Origin of the sequence: Curtobacterium sp. VKM Ac-2922 (genome assembly GCF_022815645.1) — a bacterium.
GTDB lineage: Bacteria > Actinomycetota > Actinomycetes > Actinomycetales > Microbacteriaceae > Curtobacterium.
Genome location: NZ_JALGRO010000002.1, coordinates 261622 through 281911 on the forward strand (window position 1 = coordinate 261622; position 20290 = coordinate 281911).

The window sequence follows — 20290 nt, forward strand, 5'->3', positions numbered from 1 at the left end:
AGCACGTGGACATCAAGATCGGCATCATCAACAGCCCGCGCGAGCTCGCCTTCGAGACGAAGCAGACCGCCGACGAGATCGAGCAGGCCGTCTCCGAGGCACTCACCTCGCAGACCCACCTGTCCCTGCAGGACGAGAAGGGCCGCAAGTACGTCGTCGCGGCCGCCGCCCTGGCGTACGTCGAGTTCGGCGCCGAAGAAGCGCGTCGCATCGGCTTCGTGGCGTAACACCGCCGTGGAACTCCTGTTCGCCGTCCTCGGCGGCATCATCTGCGGCGCGGTCGCCCACGTGGTGCTGCCGTGGCGGTCGACCCGCGGGCAGCTGCTCGCGCCAGCGGTGGGCGGCGTGACCGCAGCCGTGCTGTGGGAAGCACTGACCTGGGCGGGCTGGCGGTACGACGGCACCTGGATCTGGGTCGTCGCCCTGGTCGGTGCCTTCGCCGTCCCGCTCGCGGTCGAGTGGTTGCTCGGCCGACGCCGCACGGCGCAGGACGAGGACTGGTTCGAGACCGTCAGGTCCCGCGGCGGTCGCCCGGCCTGACCGGGCAACCACGGCCTCCCGGCCGAGCGGTCGAGCGGTCGATCCGAGCGGTCGATCGATCGGGGACGGTCGCTCAGGCGGTCAGCCCGAGGGCGTCCATGCGCCGGGTGTGCGCCGCGATCAACTCGGTCCACACGGGTTCCAGCCGCGACTGGTCCTGACGGGCGTGCGACGCCAGCGCGGACCGCGCGACCAGCAGCGTGTCGCCGACCAGCCGCCGACCCCACATCGCCAGGCGCGACGACACCAGCGGCTCTTCTTCGATCCGGGCGCTGAGTTCCTCGACCACCGCGGCTTCTTCACGCGGGTCGAACACGGTCTTCAGTCGCTGCTGCACGTCGGCCGGCAGCGACCGCAGCAGGTTGGCGAACAGGTCGTTCAGGATGCCGGCAGTGACGTAGCCGGTCAGCATCGACTCGTACCAGTCGGCACCACTCGTGCGCTCGACGAAGCGGTCGATCGCCTCGCGGTGCGGCGCCATCAGGTCGGCCGGGTCGTCGCCCGTGCGCTCGATCTCGGCCACGATGGACCGGTGCCGTTCGAGCGCGGTCGTCGCGAGCACGCCCGTGACCAGCCGTCCGGACAGCGTCGGCGCCGAGGCTCCGGCACGCCCCATCGTCTCGTACAGGGACAGCTGCAGGTACGCGGCCTGCCCGAGGTACACGTCGAGTTCGGGACTGACGTCGTCGAGCTGCAGACGCTCCGTCTGGGCGGCGTTCTTCGGGTTCCGCGACGCGAGCCACTGGGCTGCGAGCTGCGCCGCGCGCTTCCGGTTCCACCACGACACCACGCCCCCAGCATAGGGCCGCGACGGGCACGGCCCCGCACCCCGGTAGACTGACCGGGACTCCCCGATAGGACAGGGTGACCTTCTTGACTTTCTCAGACCTCAACATCGAGCAGGACATCGTCGATGCGCTCGCCGGCAAGGGCATCATCGAGCCCTTCCCGATCCAGGAACAGACGATCCCGCTCGCACTCACCGGCCAGGACATCATCGGCCAGGCGAAGACCGGTACCGGCAAGACCTTCGGGTTCGGCCTGCCCCTCATCCAGCGGCTCGGCGCCGACCCCGCCCACGGCGTGAAGGCCCTCGTGGTCGTCCCGACCCGTGAACTCGCGGTCCAGGTGACCGAGGACCTCGAGGTCGCGACCTCGAACCGCCCGACCACGATCGTCTCGATCTACGGCGGCAAGGCGTACGAGGGCCAGATCGAGCAGCTCAAGGCGGGTGCGCAGATCGTCGTCGGCACCCCCGGACGCCTGATCGACCTGCAGCGCCAGCGCCTGCTCGACCTGTCGCACGTGCAGGAAGTCGTGCTCGACGAAGCCGACCGCATGCTCGACCTCGGGTTCCTGTCGGACATCGAGCGGATCTTCCAGGCCGTGCCCGACGTGCGGCACACGATGCTGTTCTCGGCCACGATGCCCGCGCCGATCGTCGCACTCGCCCGGCGCTTCATGACGCGTCCGGTCCACATCCGTGCGACAGACCCGGACGAAGGCCTCATGCAGGCCAACATCAAGCACCTGGTCTACCGCGCGCACTCGCTCGACAAGGACGAGGTCATCGCCCGCATCCTGCAGGCCGAGGGTCGCGGCAAGACCGTGGTCTTCACCCGCACCAAGCGCGCCGCGGCCAAGCTGGTCGAGGAGCTCAAGGACCGCGGGTTCAACGCCGCGGCGGTGCACGGTGACCTGAACCAAGAGCAGCGCGAGCGTGCGATGGCGGCGTTCAAGGCCGGCAAGCGCGACGTGCTGATCGCGACCGACGTCGCCGCCCGCGGCATCGACGTGGACGACGTCACGCACGTCATCAACCACACGATCCCGGACGACCCGGACACCTACCTGCACCGCGCCGGCCGCACCGGTCGCGCGGGCAAGACCGGCATCGCGGTCACGTTCGTCGACTGGGACGACATGCACAAGTGGACGCTGATCGACAAGGCGCTCGACTTCGGCATCCCCGAGCCCGTCGAGACCTACTCGTCCTCGCCGCACCTGTTCGAGGAGCTCGACATCCCCCAGGGCACCAAGGGCCGCCTGCCCGGGTCGTCGTCGCACGCCGCGTCGGCCGGCACCCCCGAGCGCGCGAGTTCGCGTCCCCCGCGGCAGCCGCGTGACGCAGGTGACGCGCCGCGTCGTCGGACCCGCACCGGAGGCTCCGAGCAGCCCGCAGCGCCGGTTGCGGAATCCGCACCCCGGGTCGAGAGCGCCGGTGCCGAGAGCACGGACGCCGACGACTCGGCACCCAAGCGCCGTCGCCGTCGCCGCCGGCGCGGAGCCGGCACGGGGGGCGAGGCGACCGCCTCGGCACCGCAGCAGACGTCGGACGGCGAGTAGCGCCTCCAGGCAGTCGAACGAAGGCCCGTCGCTGACGCGACGGGCCTTCGTCGTCCCCGCCACGCCGTCCTCATCTGCGAAAGCGACAGAACCCGCCCGACATCCGGCGGCGAACTGTCGCTTTCGCGAGAACGACGCACGCGCGGGGCCGGATCTGTCGCTTCCGCGACGACGACGCGGGCGTCAGGCCAGGCGGGAGCCCGGGCCGACGACGGGGGTCGCTCCGGTGGCCTGCGCGACGATCGTGTCGAACGAGCGTCGGGCCGTGCGGTGTTCGCCGAGCCGGTTCGGTTTGCCGGTGCCGTGGTAGTCGCTGGAACCCGTCACGAACAGGCCGTAGCGGTCCGCCCACTCCAGCAGGGTGCGCTTGCCGTGCGCCGTGTTCTCGCGGTGGTCGACCTCGAGCCCGCCGAGGCCCGCGTCGACGAGTTCGCGGAGTGCGGGTTCGTCGATGACGATGCCACGCGCGCTCGCAGCCGGGTGGGCGATCACGGGCACGCCACCCGCCGCACGGATGAGTTCGACACCCCGCAGTGGCGTCGGGGCCTCGTGCGGTTCGTAGTACCCCGAGGCCGGGTGCAGGATGCCGCGGAACGCCGCGCTGCGGTCGGACTCCAGCCCGAGGGCGACCAGCGCGTCGGCGATGTGCGGGCGTCCGATCGTCGCACCGGGGCTGGCCTGGGCCTGGACGTCGTCCCACGTGATCGGGTGGTCCGCGCCGATGCGGTCGACCATGCGCCGGGCCCGGGCCAGTCGTCCGTCGCGGATGCGCTCGGTCTCGGCGGTCAGGCCCGGGTCGTCGGGGTCGACCAGGTAGCCGAGCACGTGCACGCTCCGGTAGCCCACCCGCGTGCTCAGTTCGAGCCCAGGCACCAGGGTGATCGGGAGCTCGTGCGCCACGGCGATCGCATCGGACCACCCCGAGGTCGTGTCGTGGTCGGTCAGGGCAACGCCGTCGAGTCCGGCGGCGGCCGCTGCACGCACGAGCGCGACGGGCGGCTCGGTGCCGTCGGAGACACTCGAGTGCGTGTGCAGGTCGATGAACGGGTCGGGCACCGCCCAATCGTATCCACAGGTGTGGGACCACACAGGCCGCACGTCCGGTGCGGTGCGATGATGGGGGCATGGCCGATACGACTCCTCGCGCGACGAGCAACCGTTCCACCACCCCCGGCTCCTCGACCTTCAAGGACTTCATCGGGTCCCAGTGGGCCGAGCGTGACCGTCCGGTCCCCGCACTCCGCGAACAGGCACCGTTCGCTGCCGAACGCCGCGCGGCGATCTCGGCACGGCACACCGGTCGCACGCTGGTCGTCCCCGCCGGCACCGCCAAGGTCCGCTCGAACGACTGCGACTACCCGTTCCGACCGCACTCCGCGTTCGCGCACCTGACCGGCTGGGGCACCGACACGGTCGTCGGCTCCGTCCTCGTCATGACCCCGAACGGCTCCGGGCACGACGCCACCCTGTACTTCCGTGCCACGGCCGGTCGTGACTCCGAGGAGTTCTACGCGAACCCCGAGATCGGCGAGTTCTGGGTGGGGCCGCGTCCCTCGCTCGACGAGGTGGCGGCTGACCTCGGCGTGGCCACGGCCGACCTGGGTGAGCTCGACGCCGTGCTCGACGCCGTCGATGCCTCGGTGCTGGTCGTGCGCGACGCCGACACCGACCTGACCCGGGCGCTCGACGGCCGTCTCGGGACGCCGGTGGGCGGTGTCAGCGAGACCGATGACGCCCCCGCGTCGGACGACGTCCTGGCACGCGACCTGTCCGAGCTGCGGCTCGTGAAGGACCCGTACGAGGTCAACGAGCTCCGCAAGGCCGTCGACGCCACCGGCAACGGCTTCGCCGACGTGATCGCCGACTTCGACGCGGTCCTGGCGCACCCCCGCGGTGAGCGCATCATCGAGGGCACGTTCAACCGTCGCGCCCGCGCCGACGGCAACACGGTCGGCTACGACACCATCGCGGCGTCCGGTCACCACGCGTGCATCCTGCACTGGACCCGGAACGACGGCGCCGTCCAGCCGGGCGACCTGATCCTCATCGACGCCGGGGTCGAGGTCGACTCGTTCTACACGGCCGACATCACCCGCACGCTGCCGGTCAGCGGCACCTTCACCCCGGTGCAGCGGATGGTCTACGACGCCGTGCTCGAAGCCGCCGACGCCGCGTTCGCCATCGTCAAGCCGGGCATCACGTTCCGCCAGGTGCACGCCACCGCGATGCAGGTCATCGCCCGCAAGACGGCCGAGTGGGGCTTCCTGCCGGTCTCGGCGGACGAGTCCCTGCAGCCCGACAACCAGTTCCACCGCCGCTACATGGTGCACGGCACGAGCCACCACCTCGGACTCGACGTGCACGACTGCGCCAAGGCCCGGCGTGAGCTCTACATCGACGGGGTCGTCGAGGCCGGCATGGTGTTCACGATCGAGCCCGGCCTGTACTTCCAGCAGGACGACCTCACCGTGCCCGAGGAGTTCCGCGGCATCGGCGTCCGCATCGAGGACGACATCCTGGTGACCGCCGACGGCGCCGAGAACCTGTCCGTCGGCATCCCCCGGACCCCCTCGGAAGTGGAGGGGTGGATCGCCCGCACCGGGCGCTAGCCTGAGCGGGTGAGCACACCCGACGCTTCCCCGCAGCACACCGACCCGCGGACCATCGTCATCGACGTCGAGCACTTCGACTCGCCGGATGCGATGCGCCTGCGTGCTGCCCAGCGGATCGAGATCGACAGCACGTACGGCGGGGACACCGAACCCGGTGACAAGCCCACGGCCGATTCGATCGCGGTGTTCTTCGTCGCGCGCGACCAGGACGGCACCCCGCTCGGCTGCGGCGGACTGCGTCTGGTCGAGGACGGCATCACCGAGATCAAGCGGATGTACGTCCGGCGCGAGTCCCGCGGTGCCGGGGTCGCGACCCAGATCCTGCGGCGGCTGGAAGAGGCAGCGCTCGACCTGGGGTCACCGGCGCTCGTGCTCGAGACCGGGCCGGCGCAGACCCGCGCGATCCGGTTCTACGAACGCGAGGGCTTCACCCGCATCGCGAACTTCGGCCCCTACGTCGGGGCTCCGCTGTCCGCCTGCTACTCCAAGGTGCTGTAGCGCGCGGTCGGCGTCGAGCACGTCACCGAACGGTCACGAATCGTCGCTGGGCGGTGCCGTCAGCGACGATCTGTGACCGTTCGGCGAACATGAGCGGAGTGTCGTGACCGCTCAGCGCGAGGCGCGAGGCGCGAGCCCCGCGGGTCAGCGCGACCCGTTCCGGTCGTCGGGACGCTGCTCGTCGGGACGCTGCTCGTCGCGCGTGCCCGCGGTCGACCCGGCAGCGTCGGAGGACGTCGGGGCCGGGGGCGTCGCACCGGAGACCCGCTCGCCGTAGCGCGGCGCCTCGTCCGGACGGGGCGCCGGCGGACCGGACGGCGCCGGCGGCTGGGGAGCACGCTGCTCGGGTGCCGGCTGGCCCGGCTGCGCGACCTCGCCGTAGCGCGGTCCGGAGTTCGTGCCGTAGCGGGGCTGTCCACCGGCGGCAGACCCGGGGGCCGCAGCCGGCGTGCCGGGGTGGCCCTGGCCTCCGGGCTGACCCTGCTGACCGTACTGGCCCTGCTGGCCAGGACCTTTCTGGCCGTACTGACCGGGGGCCTGCTGACCGTACTGGCCCTGCTGCCCACCCGGGGCGTGCGGCGTCGCGTGGTCACCGTACGGCGAACCCTGCGTATTGCCGGACGGCCCCGGGCCCGGACGCCACGGCTGCTGCTGCGGCTGCTGGCCCTGGAACGGTGCCTGCTGCTGCCCCGGGTTCCAGGCGGCGTGCGGCGTCGCACCCGACTGCCCCAGGATGCGCTGGGCCTGTCCGACGAGCTGCGGGTCGACGATGATCTGGTAGTTCGTGGCGAGCACCTGGTGCACGCTCGTGAAGTCGCGCTGCCGCTTGGTGATGGCGAACGAGACGATGCCGTACAGCATGCCGAACGCCGCACCGATGATGGCGGCCGCGATGATCAGCCCGCCGGCGGTCGGCGAGAACAGCGTCAGGACGATGCCGAAGAAGATGCCGAGCCACAGACCGGACAGCGCGCCGGCGATCGCGGCACGGCCGTACGTCATCTTGCCGGTGACACGCTCGACGGTCTTCAGGTCGTTGCCGACGATCGAGAGCTTGTTGACCGGGAAGTCGGACTCGGCGAGCTTGGCGACCACGGCCTGCGCGTCGGTGTAGCTGTCGAACGTGCCGAGGACGTCGCCGCGGGGCAGCGTCGGGAAGACCTGGGCCGTACGACCACGGAAGGGGCTCTGAGTGCTCACACAGTCATCATCCACCGTTCCCCTTGCAATCGTTCGAGAGCCGCCAGGGAACCGACCGGGTGACCGGCTACGCTGACATCGTGAGCGCCTCGAAGGTCTTCGTCGCCCGCCTGGCCGGGTGCTCCGTCTTCGACCCCGCGGGCGATCGTGTCGGCAGGGTCCGCGACGTCCTGGTCGTCTACCGCCGGGCCGATCCCCCGCACGTCGTGGGGTTGATCGTCGAGGTCCCCGGCAAGCGGCGCATCTTCGTCAGCATCGGCCGGATCACCTCGATCGGTGCAGGTCAGGTCATCACGACCGGTCTGGTCAACATGCGACGCTTCGAACAGCGTGGCGGCGAGGTCCGGGTGATCGCGGAGATGCTCGGACGCAAGGTCCTCATCACGCGGGAGCGCATCCGGGCGACGATCGAGGACATCGCGATCGAGGACCGCGGCCAGGGCGACTGGGAGGTCGCGCAGCTGTTCCTCCGCAAGCCCAAGACGACGCCGTCGCCGTTCGGCAAGGGCCCGACGACGTTCGCCACGTGGAACGAGGTGACCGAGGACGAGCTCCCCGGTGAGTCGCAGTCCGCCGAGCACGTCATCGCCGCGTACTCCGACCTGGTGGCCGCCGACCTGGCGTCGACGCTGCTCGACCTGCCCGTGGAACGCCGTCTCGAGGTCGCCGAAGAGCTGCCCGACGACCGCCTGGCCGACGTGCTCGAGGAGATGCCCGACACCGAGCGGGTCGAGATCCTGTCCTCGCTCGAAGACGCACGCGCCGCCGACGTCCTCGACCAGATGCAGCCCGACGACGCCGCCGACCTGCTGGCCGAGCTCTCCGACGAGCGCAGCGAGGCACTGCTGCAGCTCATGGAGCCGGAAGAGGCGCAGGACGTCCGGATGCTGCTGGAGTACGAGCCCGACACCGCCGGTGGTCTCATGACCACCGAGCCGGTGATCGTCTCGGCCGACGCCACGGTGGCCGAGGGCCTCGCCCTGATCCGTCGGCACGAGCTCGCCCCGGCCCTCGGCGCGAGCGTGTGCGTCACGCTGCCCCCGTACGAGCCGCCGACCGGCCGGTTCCTCGGGCTCGTGCACTTCCAGCGCATGCTCCGCTACCCGCCGAACGAACGCCTGGGCACGCTCATCGACCAGCAGACCGAACCGGTCCGGGTCGACGCCAGTGCTGCCGAGGTCACGCGGGTGATGGCCACGTACAACCTGGTGTCCGTCCCCGTGGTCGACGACGCCCACCGACTGGTCGGGGTGGTGACGATCGACGACGTGCTCGACCACGTCCTGCCCGACGACTGGCGAAGTCGCGGGGACGACGACGCAGCACGACCCCGCACCCGCGCTCGCAGGACCCCCGTGACGACGGGAAGGAGGCCCACCCGTGGCACGAACGGATGAGAACACCCGACTCGACTCGCCCAAGGGCATGCGGACGAGCGTCCTGCCGACGCGCCGGCGCAAGGGCAGCGGCGACGCCTTCGGTCGGGCCACCGAAGGAATTGCACGCGCGATGGGAACGCCCTGGTTCCTGATCGGCCTGACGCTCTTCTGTGCGGTCTGGATGGGGTGGAACACGCTGCTGCCCAAGGCGGTGCAGTTCGACTCCGCGGCGATCGGCTTCACCGCCCTGACCCTCGTGCTGTCGCTGCAGGCCTCGTACGCGGCACCGCTGATCCTGCTCGCGCAGAACCGGCAGGACGACCGCGACCGGGTGCAGTTCGAACAGGACCGCCAGCGTGCCGAGCGCAACCTGGCCGACACCGAGTACCTGGCGCGCGAGGTCGTGGCGCTGCGCCTGGCGATGCGCGACATGGCATCGAAGGACTTCATCCGCGCCGAACTCCGCTCGCTGCTCGAGGAACTCGACCGCCGCGACGCGATCGACGACGGGGAGCCGGAGCGTCGAGCGGACGTCCGTGGCTGACGCCGCCCCCGGGCCGGACGCCGAACAGCTCGGTGCGGCCGTCCTCGCTGCGCTCGACCGCGTCATCGACCCGGAGATCCGCCGGCCCGTCACCGAGCTCGACATGATCCGCGGCGTGGACGTGACCGGAGGCGCGGTCCGCGTCGACCTGCAGCTCACGATCGTCGGGTGTCCGGCTGCCGACACGATCGAACGCGACGTGCGGGCCGCCGCCGGATCGGTGGCCGGGGTCACGGACGTCGACGTCGACGTGTCGGTGATGGACCCGTCGGTCCGCAAGGCGCTGACCGACCGCCTGCGTGCCGGGCGACCCCAGGGCGTGCAGTTCACCCCGGACTCGCTCACCCGGGTCATCGCGGTGACGAGCGGCAAGGGCGGCGTCGGCAAGTCGACCGTCACCGTGAACCTGGCCGTCGCCATGGCGCAGAAGGGCCTGCGGGTCGGGATCGTCGACGTCGACGTGCACGGCTTCAGTGTCCCCGGGCTGATGGGCCTGACCGACGAGCACGGCGTCGCGCCCCGTCCCACCCGGGTCGACCAGATGATCCTGCCGCCCGTGGCGCACGACGTGAAGGTCGTGTCGATCGGCATGTTCGTCGACGACGTCTCGACCGCCGTGTCCTGGCGCGGGCCGATGCTGCACCGCACCGTGAACCAGTTCCTGTCCGACGTGTGGTTCGGCGACCTCGACGTGCTGCTGCTCGACATGCCGCCGGGCACCGGAGACGTGGCGATCTCGGTCGGGCAGCTGCTCCCCCACGCCGAGGTCCTGGTCGTCACCACACCCCAGGCAGCGGCGGCCGACGTGGCCGAACGCAGCGGCATCGTCGCGCGGCAGACCGGCCAGCGGGTCATCGGCGTCGTCGAGACGATGTCCGGGCTCGTGCAGCCCGACGGCTCCGTGCTGCACCTGTTCGGCGAGGGCGGTGGCGACGAGACCGCCCGGCGCCTGTCGCGCGACCAGGACACGCCCGTCCCGGTGCTCGGCACGGTGCCGCTGTCCGTGCCGCTCCGGCAGGGCGGCGACGCCGGCGTGCCGATCGTGGTCGGCGACCCCACCGATCCCGCGGCACGGGCGCTGGTCGCGATCGCCGTCCGGATCGCCACCATGGGGCGCGGGCTGGCGGGACGCAAGCTCGGACTCTCGCTCACCTGAGCGACGACGGACAGGAGGCCGGGTGCCAGCTGGCACCGGGCCTCCTGTCAGTCAGGTGGTCACGCGACGGACGTCAACCCGTCACGCGGTCGGGAGTCAGGTGGACTCGCCGTCGAAGGGCGCGGCTTCGCCCGCGGCCAGCGGCACGATCGGTGCCGGAGCCCGGACCTTGGTCGCCGACACCTGCGGCGTCGCCTCGGCCGCGCCGGCCCCGGTCGCCGAGTCGATGAGCGCATCGCGGATGATGCGCCGCGGGTCGTACTGCCGAGGGTCGAGTTTCTGCCAGTCGACCTCGTCGAAGTCGGGACCCATCTCGTCGCGCATGCGGTCCTTGGCGGTGTCCGCGAACCGGCGGACCGCCTTGACGAACTCCGCCAGCTTCTGTGCGTACATCGGCAGGCGCTGCGGTCCGAGCAGCAGCACCGCGATGATCCCGATGATCAGGATCTTGTTGAAGTCGATGGACACGCACCGAGCGTAACGCCTCAGGCCGCGCGCTCACCTAGAGTTGTCGACCGAGGAGTGTGCGTGTCAGAGAAAGAGTCGAACTGGAAGTTCGCGGAGGACATCGTCTCCGAGTCCGAGGTGATCTCCCGAGCGCGCGAGCACTCGCTGGAGCTCGGCGTCGAAGCCATCTCCCCGGCGATCGGTGCGCAGATCGGTGTCATCGCTGCCGCGTCGCGCGCCACCGCCGTCATCGAGATCGGGACCGGCCTGGGGGTCTCCGGGCTGTACCTGCTCGGCGGTGCCCCGAACGCCACGCTCACCACGATCGACGTCGAGGTGGACCACCAGCAGTACGCCCGTGACGCCTTCATCGCCGCCGGCACCGCCCCGGCCCGCGTGCGGCTGATCCCCGGCCGGGCGAACCAGGTGCTCCCCCGCATGAACGAGGCCTCGTACGACGTCGTGCTCGTCGATGCCGACCCCGAACACGTCATCGAGTACGTCGAGCACGGACTGCGCCTGGCGCGGCTGGGCGGGACCGTCCTGGTGCCGCACGCGCTGTGGCGTGGCCGGGTCGCCGATCCGGTCAAGCGCGACCGGGCGACCACCGACTTCCGGCTGCTGCTGACCGAGGTGTCCACGTCGGGCGCCGTCATCAGCGCCCTGTCCCCCGCTGGTGACGGGCTGCTGCAGATGACGAAGGTCACCGCGTAGGACGCTGGGCCGGCTCGGTCACCCGAGGTGCCGCAGGTACTGCTGGGGGGCCGTCAGGAACGCCCGCTGGTGCCGCACCAGGTCGAGGTCGGCCCAGGTGCTCCGGCGCAGCCCCCACTCGCCGACCTCGTGGATGGTCGCCCCCGGGAACGCCGCCAGCACGGGCGAGTGGGTCGACAGCAACACCTGCCCCAGGCCGTCGTCGACGATGGCCTGCAGCAGGCCGATGAGCGTCAGGCAGCCCTGGAACGACAGTGCCGACTCAGGCTCGTCGAGGACCCACAGTCCGGGCCACTCCGAACGGTCGATCACGAAGTCCAGGAAGGACTCCCCGTGGCTGCGCTCGTGGAAGACGGGCTCGGGACGCCTGCCGGGGTGCTGCTCGAGGAACGTGAAGAAGCCGTGCATGGTCTCGGCGCGCAGGAAGAAGCCGGTCTTGGGTGCACCCGGCTCGCGGTGCAGCGCGAGGTGCTCCCACAGCCCGGACTCGCTCGGTCGCGTGCTGTGCCCGGAGCCCGTCGACCCTCCCTCGGGACCCATGCCGAACGCCAGCGCGATCGCCTCGACCAGGGTCGACTTGCCGGCGCCGTTCTCCCCGACCAGCACGGTCACCGTGTCCAGGTCGAGACCCTGCTTGAGCAGCTGCCGCACCGGCGCGAGCGTCGCCGGCCAGGTGTCGCGCGGCATCGGATCGGCGGCGTACTCCTCGACACGGCGGACGGGGCGGCGGGAGCGGGGCACGGCACCATCCTGCCGACGACGGACGACAGCGCGCCGCACGGCAGCGCGCACAGACGACGGCGCGCCCGGACGACGGCACGAACGACACAGGGCCCGGGACGTGGTGTCCCGGGCCCTGCCCGTGGTGCGTGTTGGTGGTGCTTCGACGTACTAAGCCGAGACGACCTCGGCAAGTGCGTCGTGGAGTTCCCTGGCCTCGGCGTCGTTGACCGAGACCACCAGGCGGCCTCCACCTTCGAGCGGAACCCGCACGACGATGAGTCGACCCTCCTTGACAGCCTCCATCGGCCCGTCACCGGTCCTCGGCTTCATTGCTGCCATCAGATGTCCCCTTTCGCGCAGTACATGCATCGCCATTATCCCGTACGGAGGGGGCAACTGCGAAACCGCCCAGGTTGCGGGGCCCTGATCAGGACGTTCTCGCGGCTCGGATTCCTACGCTGTGTGCGTGCCGATCATTCCCTCCAAGCGCCGTCCGAGCCCGCAGGACCCCGCCGTCGACGCCGTTCCCGTCGGTCTGCGCATCGGCGCGGCATTCTCGTGGCGCATCCTGATCGTCGTCGCCGCGCTGGCCGTCGTGGTCGCCCTGGTCGTGCTGCTGCAGGACATCGTCGTGCCGTTCCTCATCGCACTGCTGCTCTGCGCGCTGCTCGCCCCGATGTCCGCGTTCCTGCAGCGGCACCGGTGGCCGAAGTGGCTCGCGGTGCTGTCGAGCCTGGTCGTCGTCGTGCTCGTGATCGGCACGCTGGCCCTCGTCGTCACCGCGCAGATCCGGTACGAGCTGCCGTCGCTGGAGCACCGGCTGCACAAGACCGTGCTGTCGCTGCAGGCGCTGCTGGACAGCGAACCGTTCGGCATCACCGTCAAGGACGTCAACCACTGGGTGTCGACGGGCTCGTCCTACCTGCAGTCCCACGCGTCGTCCATCGCGTCCGGGTTCCAAGAGGCCGGCAGCGGCGCGGTGCACGTGCTCGAGGGCCTGTTCATCGTGGTCTTCACCACCATCTTCGTGCTGATCGACGGCCGGCGGATCTGGGAGTGGGTCGTCCGGATCTTCCCGCGCCGGGCACGACCCCGCCTGCACGCCGCGGGCGACGCCGGGTGGCACACCCTGACCAGCTTCATCCGCGTGCAGCTCGTCGTCGCCGTCACGGACGCCTTGGGGGTCGTGATCGGTGCCCTCGTCCTGCAGGTCCCCCTGGCGATCCCGATCGGCGTCATCGTCTTCCTCGGCGCGTTCGTCCCCGTCGTCGGCGCGATCGTCGCCGGTTCGGTCGCCGTGATCATCGCCCTGGTGTTCAACGGCTGGGTCGCGGCGCTGTTCATGCTCGGCGTCGTCGTGGTCGTGCAGCAGCTCGAGAGCCACGTCCTGCACCCGTTCCTGACCGGCAGCGCGGTGAAGGTCCACCCGCTCGGCGTCGTGCTCGGCGTCACCGCGGGCACCACGATCGCGGGTGTCGTCGGCGCGTTCTTCGCCGTGCCGTTCATCGCCACCGTGAACGCGATGGTCACCGCGGCGGCAGCGTGGCGGCCGGACGGCGAGCAGACGGTCACCGATGCAAGCGCAACCGAGCCATCCGACGGGTCAGCGCCGGACGGCGCCGATCACGGTGGGGTCCAGTCGTAGCCGTCGATGTACCAGCAGTAGTACAGCCAGGTCCACTGCAGGACGACGCACAGCACCACGACGACCACGCGGTACAGGCGTGACCGCGGCAGCGCGACGATCCCGAGCAGCGGGGCGATCGGCAGCAGGATCCGCCACGTGCTCGACTGCGGGAAGAACACCGCCAGCAGGTAGACCAGGTACGCGACCGACCAGAGCCGAAGTTCGAGGCCCAGGCGTCGGGCTGCGGGCATCGCCACGAAGGCCGCGAACCCGACCAGCACGACGACGAGCAGCACGGAGCCCGCTGGCTGTCGGAACCACCACCCGAACCCCTGCACCCACGGTGCGAACGGCACCAGGTCCTTCCACCCGATGTACGACGACCGCCACGCCAGCTCGGTGTCGGTGTACGCCCGCGGGACCCCGGTGACGGCCCACGCGACGGCGGGCCACGCCAGGCCGACCAGCCCCGACACGACGGCGACCACGGCCGGCGGGACGATCTGACGGAGCGTCGGAGCCGAGGCCTCGCGCAACCATGCCGGGCGCAGCACCCAGACCCCGATGAACAGCAGCATGAGCAGCGCGAAGGCCAGTCCGGTCGGCCGGGTCATCCCGAGCAGCAGCACGACGGGCAGCATCGTCCAGAACCGGCGCTCGACCAGCAGCAGCAGCGCGACGAGCAGCAGGAACAGCCCCATCGCCTCGGCGTAGGCGACCTGGAACATGGCGGACACCGGGGCGACGCAGAACAGCACCGTGGCGAAGGTGGCGCGTGCCGGGTCCAGGAACCGCCCCATCAGCCGACGGAACACCAGGGCCGCGCCCCAGCCCGTCAGCAGCGAGACGCCGACCGCGACGAACTCGAACGACCCACCGGTGACGAGCATCAGTCCGCGCACCAGGAACGGGTACGCGGGCATGAACGCCCACGCGTTCTCGGTCACGTGCCCGGCGGCGTCGATCGGCAGCGTCGAGGGGTACCCGCTCGACGCGATCACCCGGTACCAGGCGCCGTCCCAGATCGAGGCGTACGTCAGGTACCTCGGGTGCTGCAGCGTGAACGAGTTCGCAGCCTGGATGCCGGCGAAGCCCATCATCAGCGCACCGGTCACCAGCCGGGCGAGCACGTACACGACGGTGATGCGGACCCACCACGGCACGACCCGGTAGCGCGCACGCCACCACACCGCCCGCAGCTGCGGACGGTGGGTCGGGACCGCGCCAGTGGTCAGGCCGTCAGCCACCGACGCAGACCGTCCTCGACCGCCGTGATCTGCGCCACGGGGACCTGCTCGTCGTCGTGGTGCGCGTAGACCGGCTCACCGGGGCCGTAGTTCACCGCGGGGACACCGAGTGCCGAGAACCGCGCGACGTCGGTCCAGCCGTACTTCGGTCGGGGCTCCGGGCCGCCGACGGCGGCGACGAAGTCCTGCGCCAGCGGGGCGTCGAGCCCGGGGCGGGCGCCGGCAGCCAGGTCGACGATGTCCACCTGGTACCCGTCGAAGAGCTCGCGGATGTGGGCCACGGCTTCGTCGGCCGAGCGCGACGGCGCGAACCGGTAGTTCACGTGCACCATGACCTCGTCCGGGATGATGTTGCCCGCGATGCCGCCCGTGATGCCGACGGCGTTCAGCCCCTCGCGGTACTCCAGCCCGTCGACCTCGACCGTGCGGGGCTCGTAAGCGGCCAGGGTGGCCAGGATCGGCGCCGCCTTGTGGATCGCGTTGTCGCCGATCCAGCTGCGGGCGCTGTGCGAGCGCTTGCCGTACGCGCGGATCTCGGCGCGCAGGTTGCCGTTGCAGCCGCCCTCGATCTGGGCGCCCGAGGGTTCGCCCAGGATCGCGAAGTCGCCGACGAGCAACTCGGGGCGGGTGCGTGCCAGACGGCCGAGGCCGTTCAGCGCGTCCGACACCTCTTCGTGGTCGTACCAGACCCAGGTCACGTCGACGCTCGGCGATGCCAGGTCGTACGCCAGCTTGAGCTGCACGGCGCAGCCCGCCTTCATGTCGACGGTGCCGCGGCCCCACAGGATCTCGGTGCCGTCCTCGGCGGTGCGGAACTCGGTCGGCAGGTTGTGGTTCAACGGCACGGTGTCGATGTGCCCGGCGATCACGACACGGCGGTCGCGGCCCAGGTCCGTCCGCGCGACGATCGCGTCGCCGTCGCGGATCACCTCGAGGTGCGGCAGCGGATCCAGCGTCGCTTCGATGGCGTCGGCGAGCGCCTGCTCGTTGCCCGACACCGACTCGATGTCGCAGATGGCACGGGTGATGTCGATGGACGAGGCGGTGAGGTCGAGCTGCTCCGGCATGCCGTCACTGTATCGGCCGCCGCTGGCGACCGACTGCCCGGACGCCAGGCCCCGGTCGCGCCACCGGAACCCGTCCAGCGGGACGGGTGGTTGCCGCCACCCCCTCGGTACCCTGGTCGGGTGACCGACACGACCGCTGCCTCCACCCGCCCGACCTCCGCCTGGGGCCACGGCCTGGCGACCGTCGCCGCCGACGGCACCGAGCTCGACACCTGGTTCCCCGAGACCCACCTCGGTGCGCTGCCCGCCGACGCCGAGTTCCCGCTCGCGCTGCAGGAGCACATCGGCCCGGACGAGCGCCGGAACGTGCGCGTCGAGGCCGTGACCGTCGAGATCGACCTCGACGCGGCCCCCGCGAGCACCCCGGACGCCTACCTGCGTCTGCACCTGCTCAGCCACCTGCACGTGCAGCCGAACACCGTCAACCTGGACGGGGTGTTCGGGCACCTGCCGATCGTCGCGTGGACGAACGCCGGCCCGGTCCTGCCCGCCGACCTGCCCCGCCTGCGGCCGTCGCTGCAGCGCGCCGGGATCGCCGTGCACGCCATCGACAAATTCCCGCGGCTGCTCGACTACGTGGTGCCGGACCGCGTCCGCATCGGCGACGCCAACCGGGTCCGGCTCGGGGCGCACCTGGCGCCCGGCACCACCGTCATGCACGAGGGCTTCGTCAACTTCAACGCGGGCACGCTCGGTGACGCGATGATCGAGGGCCGCGTCTCGCAGGGCGTGGTCGTCGGCGTCGGCACGGACGTCGGCGGCGGTGCGTCGATCATGGGCACGCTCTCCGGCGGGGGCACGCACCGGGTGTCCCTGGGCGAACGCGCGCTGCTCGGGGCGAACGCGGGCCTGGGCATCTCGCTCGGTGACGACTCGGTGATCGAGGCCGGGCTGTACGTGACCGCCGGCACCAAGGTCGTACTCGTCGGTGCGGCTCCGAACCCGGACGGCACCCCGAAGACCGTCAAGGCCGTCGAGCTGTCGGGCACCCCGAACGTGCTGTTCCGGCGCAACAGCCTGACCGGCGCGGTCGAGGCCCTGCAGCGCACCGGCGGCGGCATCCAGCTGAACACCGCTCTGCACGCGTAGCCGCCTGCCAGGAGGCCCGGTGCCGGTCCACGAGACCGGCACCGGGCCTCCTGTGCGTGCGTACGTGTGCGTGCGTCCGCGGCCGTCCCACCGGATCGCACCCCCGGACGCACATCGCGCCCCGTGGGGACGGGGCGCGATGTGTGTGGTGGGGTGCGGTGTGTCAGCGCGCGGGGAGGTCCCGCTCCGGAGCCCCGACGTACAGCTGCTGCGGGCGACCGATCTTGTTGAGCGGGTCGTTGTTGAGCTCACGCCACTGCGCGATCCACCCGGGCAGCCGACCGATCGCGAACAGCACGGTGAACATGCGCGGCGGGAAGCCCATCGCCTTGTAGATGATGCCCGTGTAGAAGTCGACGTTCGGGTACAGCTTGCGGTCGATGAAGTACTGGTCGCTGAGCGCGATCTGCTCGAGTTCCTTCGCGATGTCGAGCAGGTCGTCCTGCACGCCGAGGGACTCGAGGACCTCGTCGGCGGATTCCTTGACGAGCTTGGCGCGCGGGTCGTAGTTCTTGTAGACGCGGTGCCCGAAGCCCATCAGCTTGACGCCGCGCTCCTTGTTCTTCACCCGCTCGACGAAGCGCTGCACGGGCTCGCCGGAGTCCTTGATCTGCTGGAGCATCTCGAGGACGGCCTCGTTCGCGCCGCCGTGCAGCGGACCGTACAGGGCGTTGATGCCGGCGGAGATCGAGGCGAACATGTTCGCCTTGGTCGAGCCGACCAGGCGCACCGTGGCGGTCGAGGCGTTCTGCTCGTGGTCCTCGTGCAGGATGAGCAGGCGCTCGAGCGCGCGGGACAGCACGGGGTTCGGCTGGTAGGTCTCGGCCATGGTGCCGAAGTTCAGCCGCAGGAAGTTGTCGACGAACGACAGCGAGTTGTCCGGGTACAGGAACGCCTGACCGATGGCCTTCTTGTGCGCGTAGGCGGCGATCACCGGCAGCTTGGCGAGCAGTCGGACCGTCTGCAGCTCGACCTTCTCGGGGTCGTCGACGTCCATGTCGTCTTCGTAGTACGTGGACAGGGCGCTGACGGCGCTGGACAGCACGGACATCGGGTGCGCCGAGTGGGGCAGCGCGTCGAACAGCCGGCGCAGGTCCTCGTGCAGCAGGGTGTGGCGGCGGATGCGGGCGTCGAAGGACTCGAGCTCGGACGGGGTCGGCAGCTCGCCGTAGATCAGCAGCCACGCCACTTCGAGGAAGGTGCAGTTCGAGGCGATCTGGTCGATCGGGTACCCGCGGTAGCGCAGGATGCCCTGGTCACCGTCGATGTAGGTGATGGCGCTCTTGGTGGACCCCGTGTTGACGAAGCCGTAGTCGAGGGTGTTCATCCCCGTCTGCTTCTTGAAGGTCGAGATGTCCACCGTCGACGCGCCGTCGACGCTCGGCAGGATCGGGAACTCCGCCTGGCCGCCCGGGAACGTCAGCGTCGCGGTCTCGGTCGCCTGTTCGGCGGCGGGACTCACGGGGACGGGCGTCGTTGGCGGTGTGGCCGTCTTCTGAGCGTCGTTGGCAGTGTCAGTCACGCCCACAGCCTAATCGTGCTGTCTGTCGATCGTGCACATCGGGAGCCTTGGAACGTGGTGGGACTCGTGACTGGCGGATGCACAGCCGGACCGGGTCCTCAGGCCGACGCCAGCCGCCGACCGCTCGTCAGTCGCTGTGCCGCGGCCGCGATCCGCTCGTCCGTGGCCGTCAGCGCGACCCGCACGTGCTGCCCGCCGGCCGCGCCGTAGAAGGTGCCGGGCGCCACGAGGATGCCCAGGTCGGCCAGCCAGGCGACGGTGTCGAGCGCGGGTTCGCCCCGGGTGGCCCAGAGGTACAGGCCGGCGTCGCTGAGGTCGATGCGGAAGCCGGCACCCTCGAGCGCCCGACGGAGCATGCCGCGACGGGCACGGTACTTCGCCTTCTGCTGCTGCACGTGGGCGGTGTCGGCCAGCGCGACGACCATCGCCTGCTGCACGGGGAGCGGCGGCATCATGCCGGTGTGCTTGCGGACGGCCAGGACCTCGGCGAGCACGGCGGCGTCGCCGGCAACGAACGCGGCGCGGTAGCCGGCCAGGTTCGACTGCTTCGACAACGAGTACACGCTGAGCACCCCGTCGACGGAGTCCCCCACCACGCGCGGGTCGAGGATCGTGGGCGTGGGCCGGGTGTCGTACGGCGGCTCCCACCCGAGCTCGGCGTAGCACTCGTCGCCGACGATGACGGCACCGAGTTCGCGCGCACGGGTGACGGCGGCCCGGAGCTCGTCGATCGACAGCACGCGGCCGTCGGGGTTGCCCGGGGAGTTCAGCCACACGAGCTTCGTGCCGACCGGCCACGCGGCGGGGTCGTCCGACGCCAGGGCCGTGGCACCGACGAGCGCCGCCCCGAGTTCGTACGTCGGGTACGCCGCGGCCGGGAACACGACCGTGTCGCCGCGGCCGATGCCGAGCCAGAGCGCCAACCCCGCGATGAACTCCTTGGAGCCGATCGTGGGCAGGGTCTGCGCTTCGGTCAGGCTGACCCCGTGCCGGCGGCCGTACCAGTCGGCGATGGCCTGCCGCAGCGCGGGTGTTCCGGCGACCTGTGGGTAGGCGTGCGCGTCGGTGGCCTGGGCCAGCGCGGTGCGCACCAGTTCGGGCGTGGGGTCGACGGGCGAACCGACGCTCAGGTCGACGATGCCGCCCTCGTACGCCGCAGCGCGGTGCTTGAACGGGACGAGCTGGTCCCAGGGGAAGTCGGGGAGGTCGAGCGCCACGAGCAGGTCCGGCTCAGGCGCGCGGCGGCTCGGCCAGGACGACGGGGTGGTCCTTGTGGATGACGCCGACCTTGGCGGCACCGCCCGGGGACCCGACTTCCTCGAAGAACTCGACGTTGGCCTTGTAGTAGTCGGCCCACTGGTCCGGCAGGTCGTCCTCGTAGTAGATGGCCTCGACCGGGCAGACCGGTTCACAGGCGCCACAGTCGACGCACTCGTCCGGGTGGATGTACAGCGACCGGTCGCCTTCGTAGATGCAGTCGACGGGGCATTCGTCGATGCACGCACGGTCCTTGACGTCGACACAGGGCTGGGCGATCACGTAGGTCACGGTCGGGGTGCTCCCTTCGAACTGAGCGCTT

22 protein-coding genes are annotated in these 20290 nt (G+C 70.9%); 11 read left to right on the top strand and 11 right to left on the bottom strand.

The features are described from left to right. The first annotated feature begins 5 nt into the window (after positions 1 to 5). On the top strand, positions 6 to 227 hold the full coding sequence (locus MT346_RS18315) for a DUF3107 domain-containing protein (protein WP_243561308.1): 222 nt from the start codon (positions 6 to 8) through the stop codon (positions 225 to 227). A gap of 7 nt (positions 228 to 234) precedes the next feature. Beyond that, the gene (locus tag MT346_RS03220; protein WP_243561309.1) at positions 235 to 540 is read left to right on the top strand and encodes a hypothetical protein; all 306 of its coding nucleotides are present in this window, start codon (positions 235 to 237) and stop codon (positions 538 to 540) included. Positions 541 to 613: 73 nt separating this feature from the next. Here MT346_RS03220 and MT346_RS03225 read toward each other — a convergent pair whose 3' ends face one another. Continuing rightward, a complete protein-coding gene (locus tag MT346_RS03225) occupies positions 614 to 1330 on the bottom strand; it encodes a ferritin-like fold-containing protein (protein ID WP_243561310.1) in 717 nt (238 codons plus the stop codon). Between the two features lie 83 nt (positions 1331 to 1413). Here MT346_RS03225 and MT346_RS03230 point away from each other — a divergent pair, with 83 nt between their 5' ends. Next, a complete protein-coding gene (locus tag MT346_RS03230) occupies positions 1414 to 2886 on the top strand; it encodes a DEAD/DEAH box helicase (RefSeq protein WP_243561311.1) in 1473 nt (490 codons plus the stop codon). Positions 2887 to 3069: 183 nt separating this feature from the next. Here the strand turns inward: MT346_RS03230 and MT346_RS03235 are convergent, their stop codons facing one another. Continuing rightward, positions 3070 to 3942: a PHP domain-containing protein gene (locus MT346_RS03235; RefSeq protein ID WP_243561312.1), complete on the bottom strand. Its 873-nt coding sequence runs from the start codon at positions 3940 to 3942 to the stop codon at positions 3070 to 3072. A gap of 68 nt (positions 3943 to 4010) precedes the next feature. On the opposite strand from MT346_RS03235, the gene MT346_RS03240 reads away from it, so the two are divergent. After that, on the top strand, positions 4011 to 5495 hold the full coding sequence (locus MT346_RS03240; protein ID WP_243561313.1) for an aminopeptidase P family protein: 1485 nt from the start codon (positions 4011 to 4013) through the stop codon (positions 5493 to 5495). A 9-nt stretch (positions 5496 to 5504) separates the two neighbouring features. After that, entirely contained in the window at positions 5505 to 5996 is a 492-nt protein-coding gene (locus tag MT346_RS03245; RefSeq protein ID WP_308221868.1) for a GNAT family N-acetyltransferase, read from the top strand. 144 nt (positions 5997 to 6140) lie between these two features. Here MT346_RS03245 and MT346_RS03250 read toward each other — a convergent pair whose 3' ends face one another. Then, complete coding sequence (locus tag MT346_RS03250) at positions 6141 to 7196, bottom strand: general stress protein (protein ID WP_243561314.1); 1056 nt, start codon at positions 7194 to 7196, stop codon at positions 6141 to 6143. Positions 7197 to 7276: 80 nt separating this feature from the next. Between MT346_RS03250 and MT346_RS03255 the strand changes: the two genes are divergently transcribed. Genes MT346_RS03255 through MT346_RS03265 form a run of 3 tightly spaced genes read left to right on the top strand, consistent with a single transcriptional unit; the run spans position 7277 to position 10275 of the window. Next, positions 7277 to 8593, top strand: coding sequence for a magnesium transporter MgtE N-terminal domain-containing protein (locus tag MT346_RS03255; protein WP_243561315.1), 1317 nt, complete (start codon positions 7277 to 7279; stop codon positions 8591 to 8593). After that, the gene (locus tag MT346_RS03260) at positions 8577 to 9119 is read left to right on the top strand and encodes a DUF1003 domain-containing protein (RefSeq protein WP_243561316.1); all 543 of its coding nucleotides are present in this window, start codon (positions 8577 to 8579) and stop codon (positions 9117 to 9119) included. The genes MT346_RS03255 and MT346_RS03260 overlap by 17 nt, the downstream gene beginning before the upstream one ends. Beyond that, positions 9112 to 10275 carry an Mrp/NBP35 family ATP-binding protein gene (locus tag MT346_RS03265; protein ID WP_243561317.1) on the top strand — a complete coding sequence of 388 codons (1164 nt, stop codon included), beginning with the start codon at positions 9112 to 9114 and terminating at the stop codon, positions 10273 to 10275. The genes MT346_RS03260 and MT346_RS03265 overlap by 8 nt, the downstream gene beginning before the upstream one ends. A gap of 96 nt (positions 10276 to 10371) precedes the next feature. On the opposite strand, the gene MT346_RS03270 is transcribed toward MT346_RS03265, so the two are convergent. Then, positions 10372 to 10743, bottom strand: a complete 372-nt coding sequence (locus MT346_RS03270) for a twin-arginine translocase TatA/TatE family subunit (protein WP_243561318.1) — start codon at positions 10741 to 10743, stop codon at positions 10372 to 10374. A 60-nt stretch (positions 10744 to 10803) separates the two neighbouring features. On the opposite strand from MT346_RS03270, the gene MT346_RS03275 reads away from it, so the two are divergent. After that, positions 10804 to 11436 carry a class I SAM-dependent methyltransferase gene (locus MT346_RS03275; RefSeq protein ID WP_243561319.1) on the top strand — a complete coding sequence of 211 codons (633 nt, stop codon included), beginning with the start codon at positions 10804 to 10806 and terminating at the stop codon, positions 11434 to 11436. A gap of 18 nt (positions 11437 to 11454) precedes the next feature. Here the strand turns inward: MT346_RS03275 and MT346_RS03280 are convergent, their stop codons facing one another. Together MT346_RS03280 and MT346_RS03285 are read right to left on the bottom strand one after the other, a co-directional pair. Beyond that, positions 11455 to 12177 carry an AAA family ATPase gene (locus tag MT346_RS03280; protein WP_243561320.1) on the bottom strand — a complete coding sequence of 241 codons (723 nt, stop codon included), beginning with the start codon at positions 12175 to 12177 and terminating at the stop codon, positions 11455 to 11457. A 150-nt stretch (positions 12178 to 12327) separates the two neighbouring features. After that, positions 12328 to 12498 carry a DUF3117 domain-containing protein gene (locus MT346_RS03285; protein WP_243561321.1) on the bottom strand — a complete coding sequence of 57 codons (171 nt, stop codon included), beginning with the start codon at positions 12496 to 12498 and terminating at the stop codon, positions 12328 to 12330. A 127-nt stretch (positions 12499 to 12625) separates the two neighbouring features. Here MT346_RS03285 and MT346_RS03290 point away from each other — a divergent pair, with 127 nt between their 5' ends. Beyond that, positions 12626 to 13804, top strand: a complete 1179-nt coding sequence (locus MT346_RS03290) for an AI-2E family transporter (RefSeq protein ID WP_243561322.1) — start codon at positions 12626 to 12628, stop codon at positions 13802 to 13804. On the opposite strand, the gene MT346_RS03295 is transcribed toward MT346_RS03290, so the two are convergent. Then, positions 13783 to 15033 (bottom strand): hypothetical protein, encoded by a 1251-nt coding sequence (locus MT346_RS03295; protein ID WP_243561323.1) that lies wholly within the window; start codon positions 15031 to 15033, stop codon positions 13783 to 13785. The two genes, MT346_RS03290 and MT346_RS03295, sit on opposite strands and share 22 nt — an antisense overlap. After that, complete coding sequence (dapE, locus tag MT346_RS03300) at positions 15018 to 16100, bottom strand: succinyl-diaminopimelate desuccinylase (RefSeq protein ID WP_243561324.1); 1083 nt, start codon at positions 16098 to 16100, stop codon at positions 15018 to 15020. Before dapE ends, MT346_RS03295 begins: the two co-directional genes overlap by 16 nt. A gap of 120 nt (positions 16101 to 16220) precedes the next feature. On the opposite strand from dapE, the gene dapD reads away from it, so the two are divergent. Beyond that, positions 16221 to 17189, top strand: coding sequence for a 2,3,4,5-tetrahydropyridine-2,6-dicarboxylate N-succinyltransferase (gene dapD, locus MT346_RS03305; protein ID WP_243561325.1), 969 nt, complete (start codon positions 16221 to 16223; stop codon positions 17187 to 17189). A 163-nt stretch (positions 17190 to 17352) separates the two neighbouring features. On the opposite strand, the gene MT346_RS03310 is transcribed toward dapD, so the two are convergent. The 3 genes from MT346_RS03310 to fdxA all read right to left on the bottom strand — a co-directional run bounded on the left by MT346_RS03310 (position 17353) and on the right by fdxA (position 20259). Beyond that, on the bottom strand, positions 17353 to 18651 hold the full coding sequence (locus MT346_RS03310) for a citrate synthase (protein ID WP_243561448.1): 1299 nt from the start codon (positions 18649 to 18651) through the stop codon (positions 17353 to 17355). Between the two features lie 158 nt (positions 18652 to 18809). Then, positions 18810 to 19928 carry a succinyldiaminopimelate transaminase gene (dapC, locus tag MT346_RS03315; RefSeq protein WP_243561326.1) on the bottom strand — a complete coding sequence of 373 codons (1119 nt, stop codon included), beginning with the start codon at positions 19926 to 19928 and terminating at the stop codon, positions 18810 to 18812. Positions 19929 to 19941: 13 nt separating this feature from the next. Continuing rightward, positions 19942 to 20259: a ferredoxin gene (gene fdxA / locus MT346_RS03320; RefSeq protein ID WP_243561327.1), complete on the bottom strand. Its 318-nt coding sequence runs from the start codon at positions 20257 to 20259 to the stop codon at positions 19942 to 19944. Between the last annotated feature and the right edge of the window lie 31 nt (positions 20260 to 20290).

Bases quoted from the DNA above. Each gene is read 5' to 3' on its own strand.
- MT346_RS03240 (WP_243561313.1), top strand. From the start codon at position 4,011: ATGGCCGATACGACTCCTCGCGCGACGAGCAACCGTTCCACCACCCCC.
- MT346_RS03285 (WP_243561321.1), bottom strand. From the start codon at position 12,498: ATGGCAGCAATGAAGCCGAGGACCGGTGACGGGCCGATGGAGGCTGTC.
- dapE (WP_243561324.1), bottom strand. From the start codon at position 16,100: ATGCCGGAGCAGCTCGACCTCACCGCCTCGTCCATCGACATCACCCGT.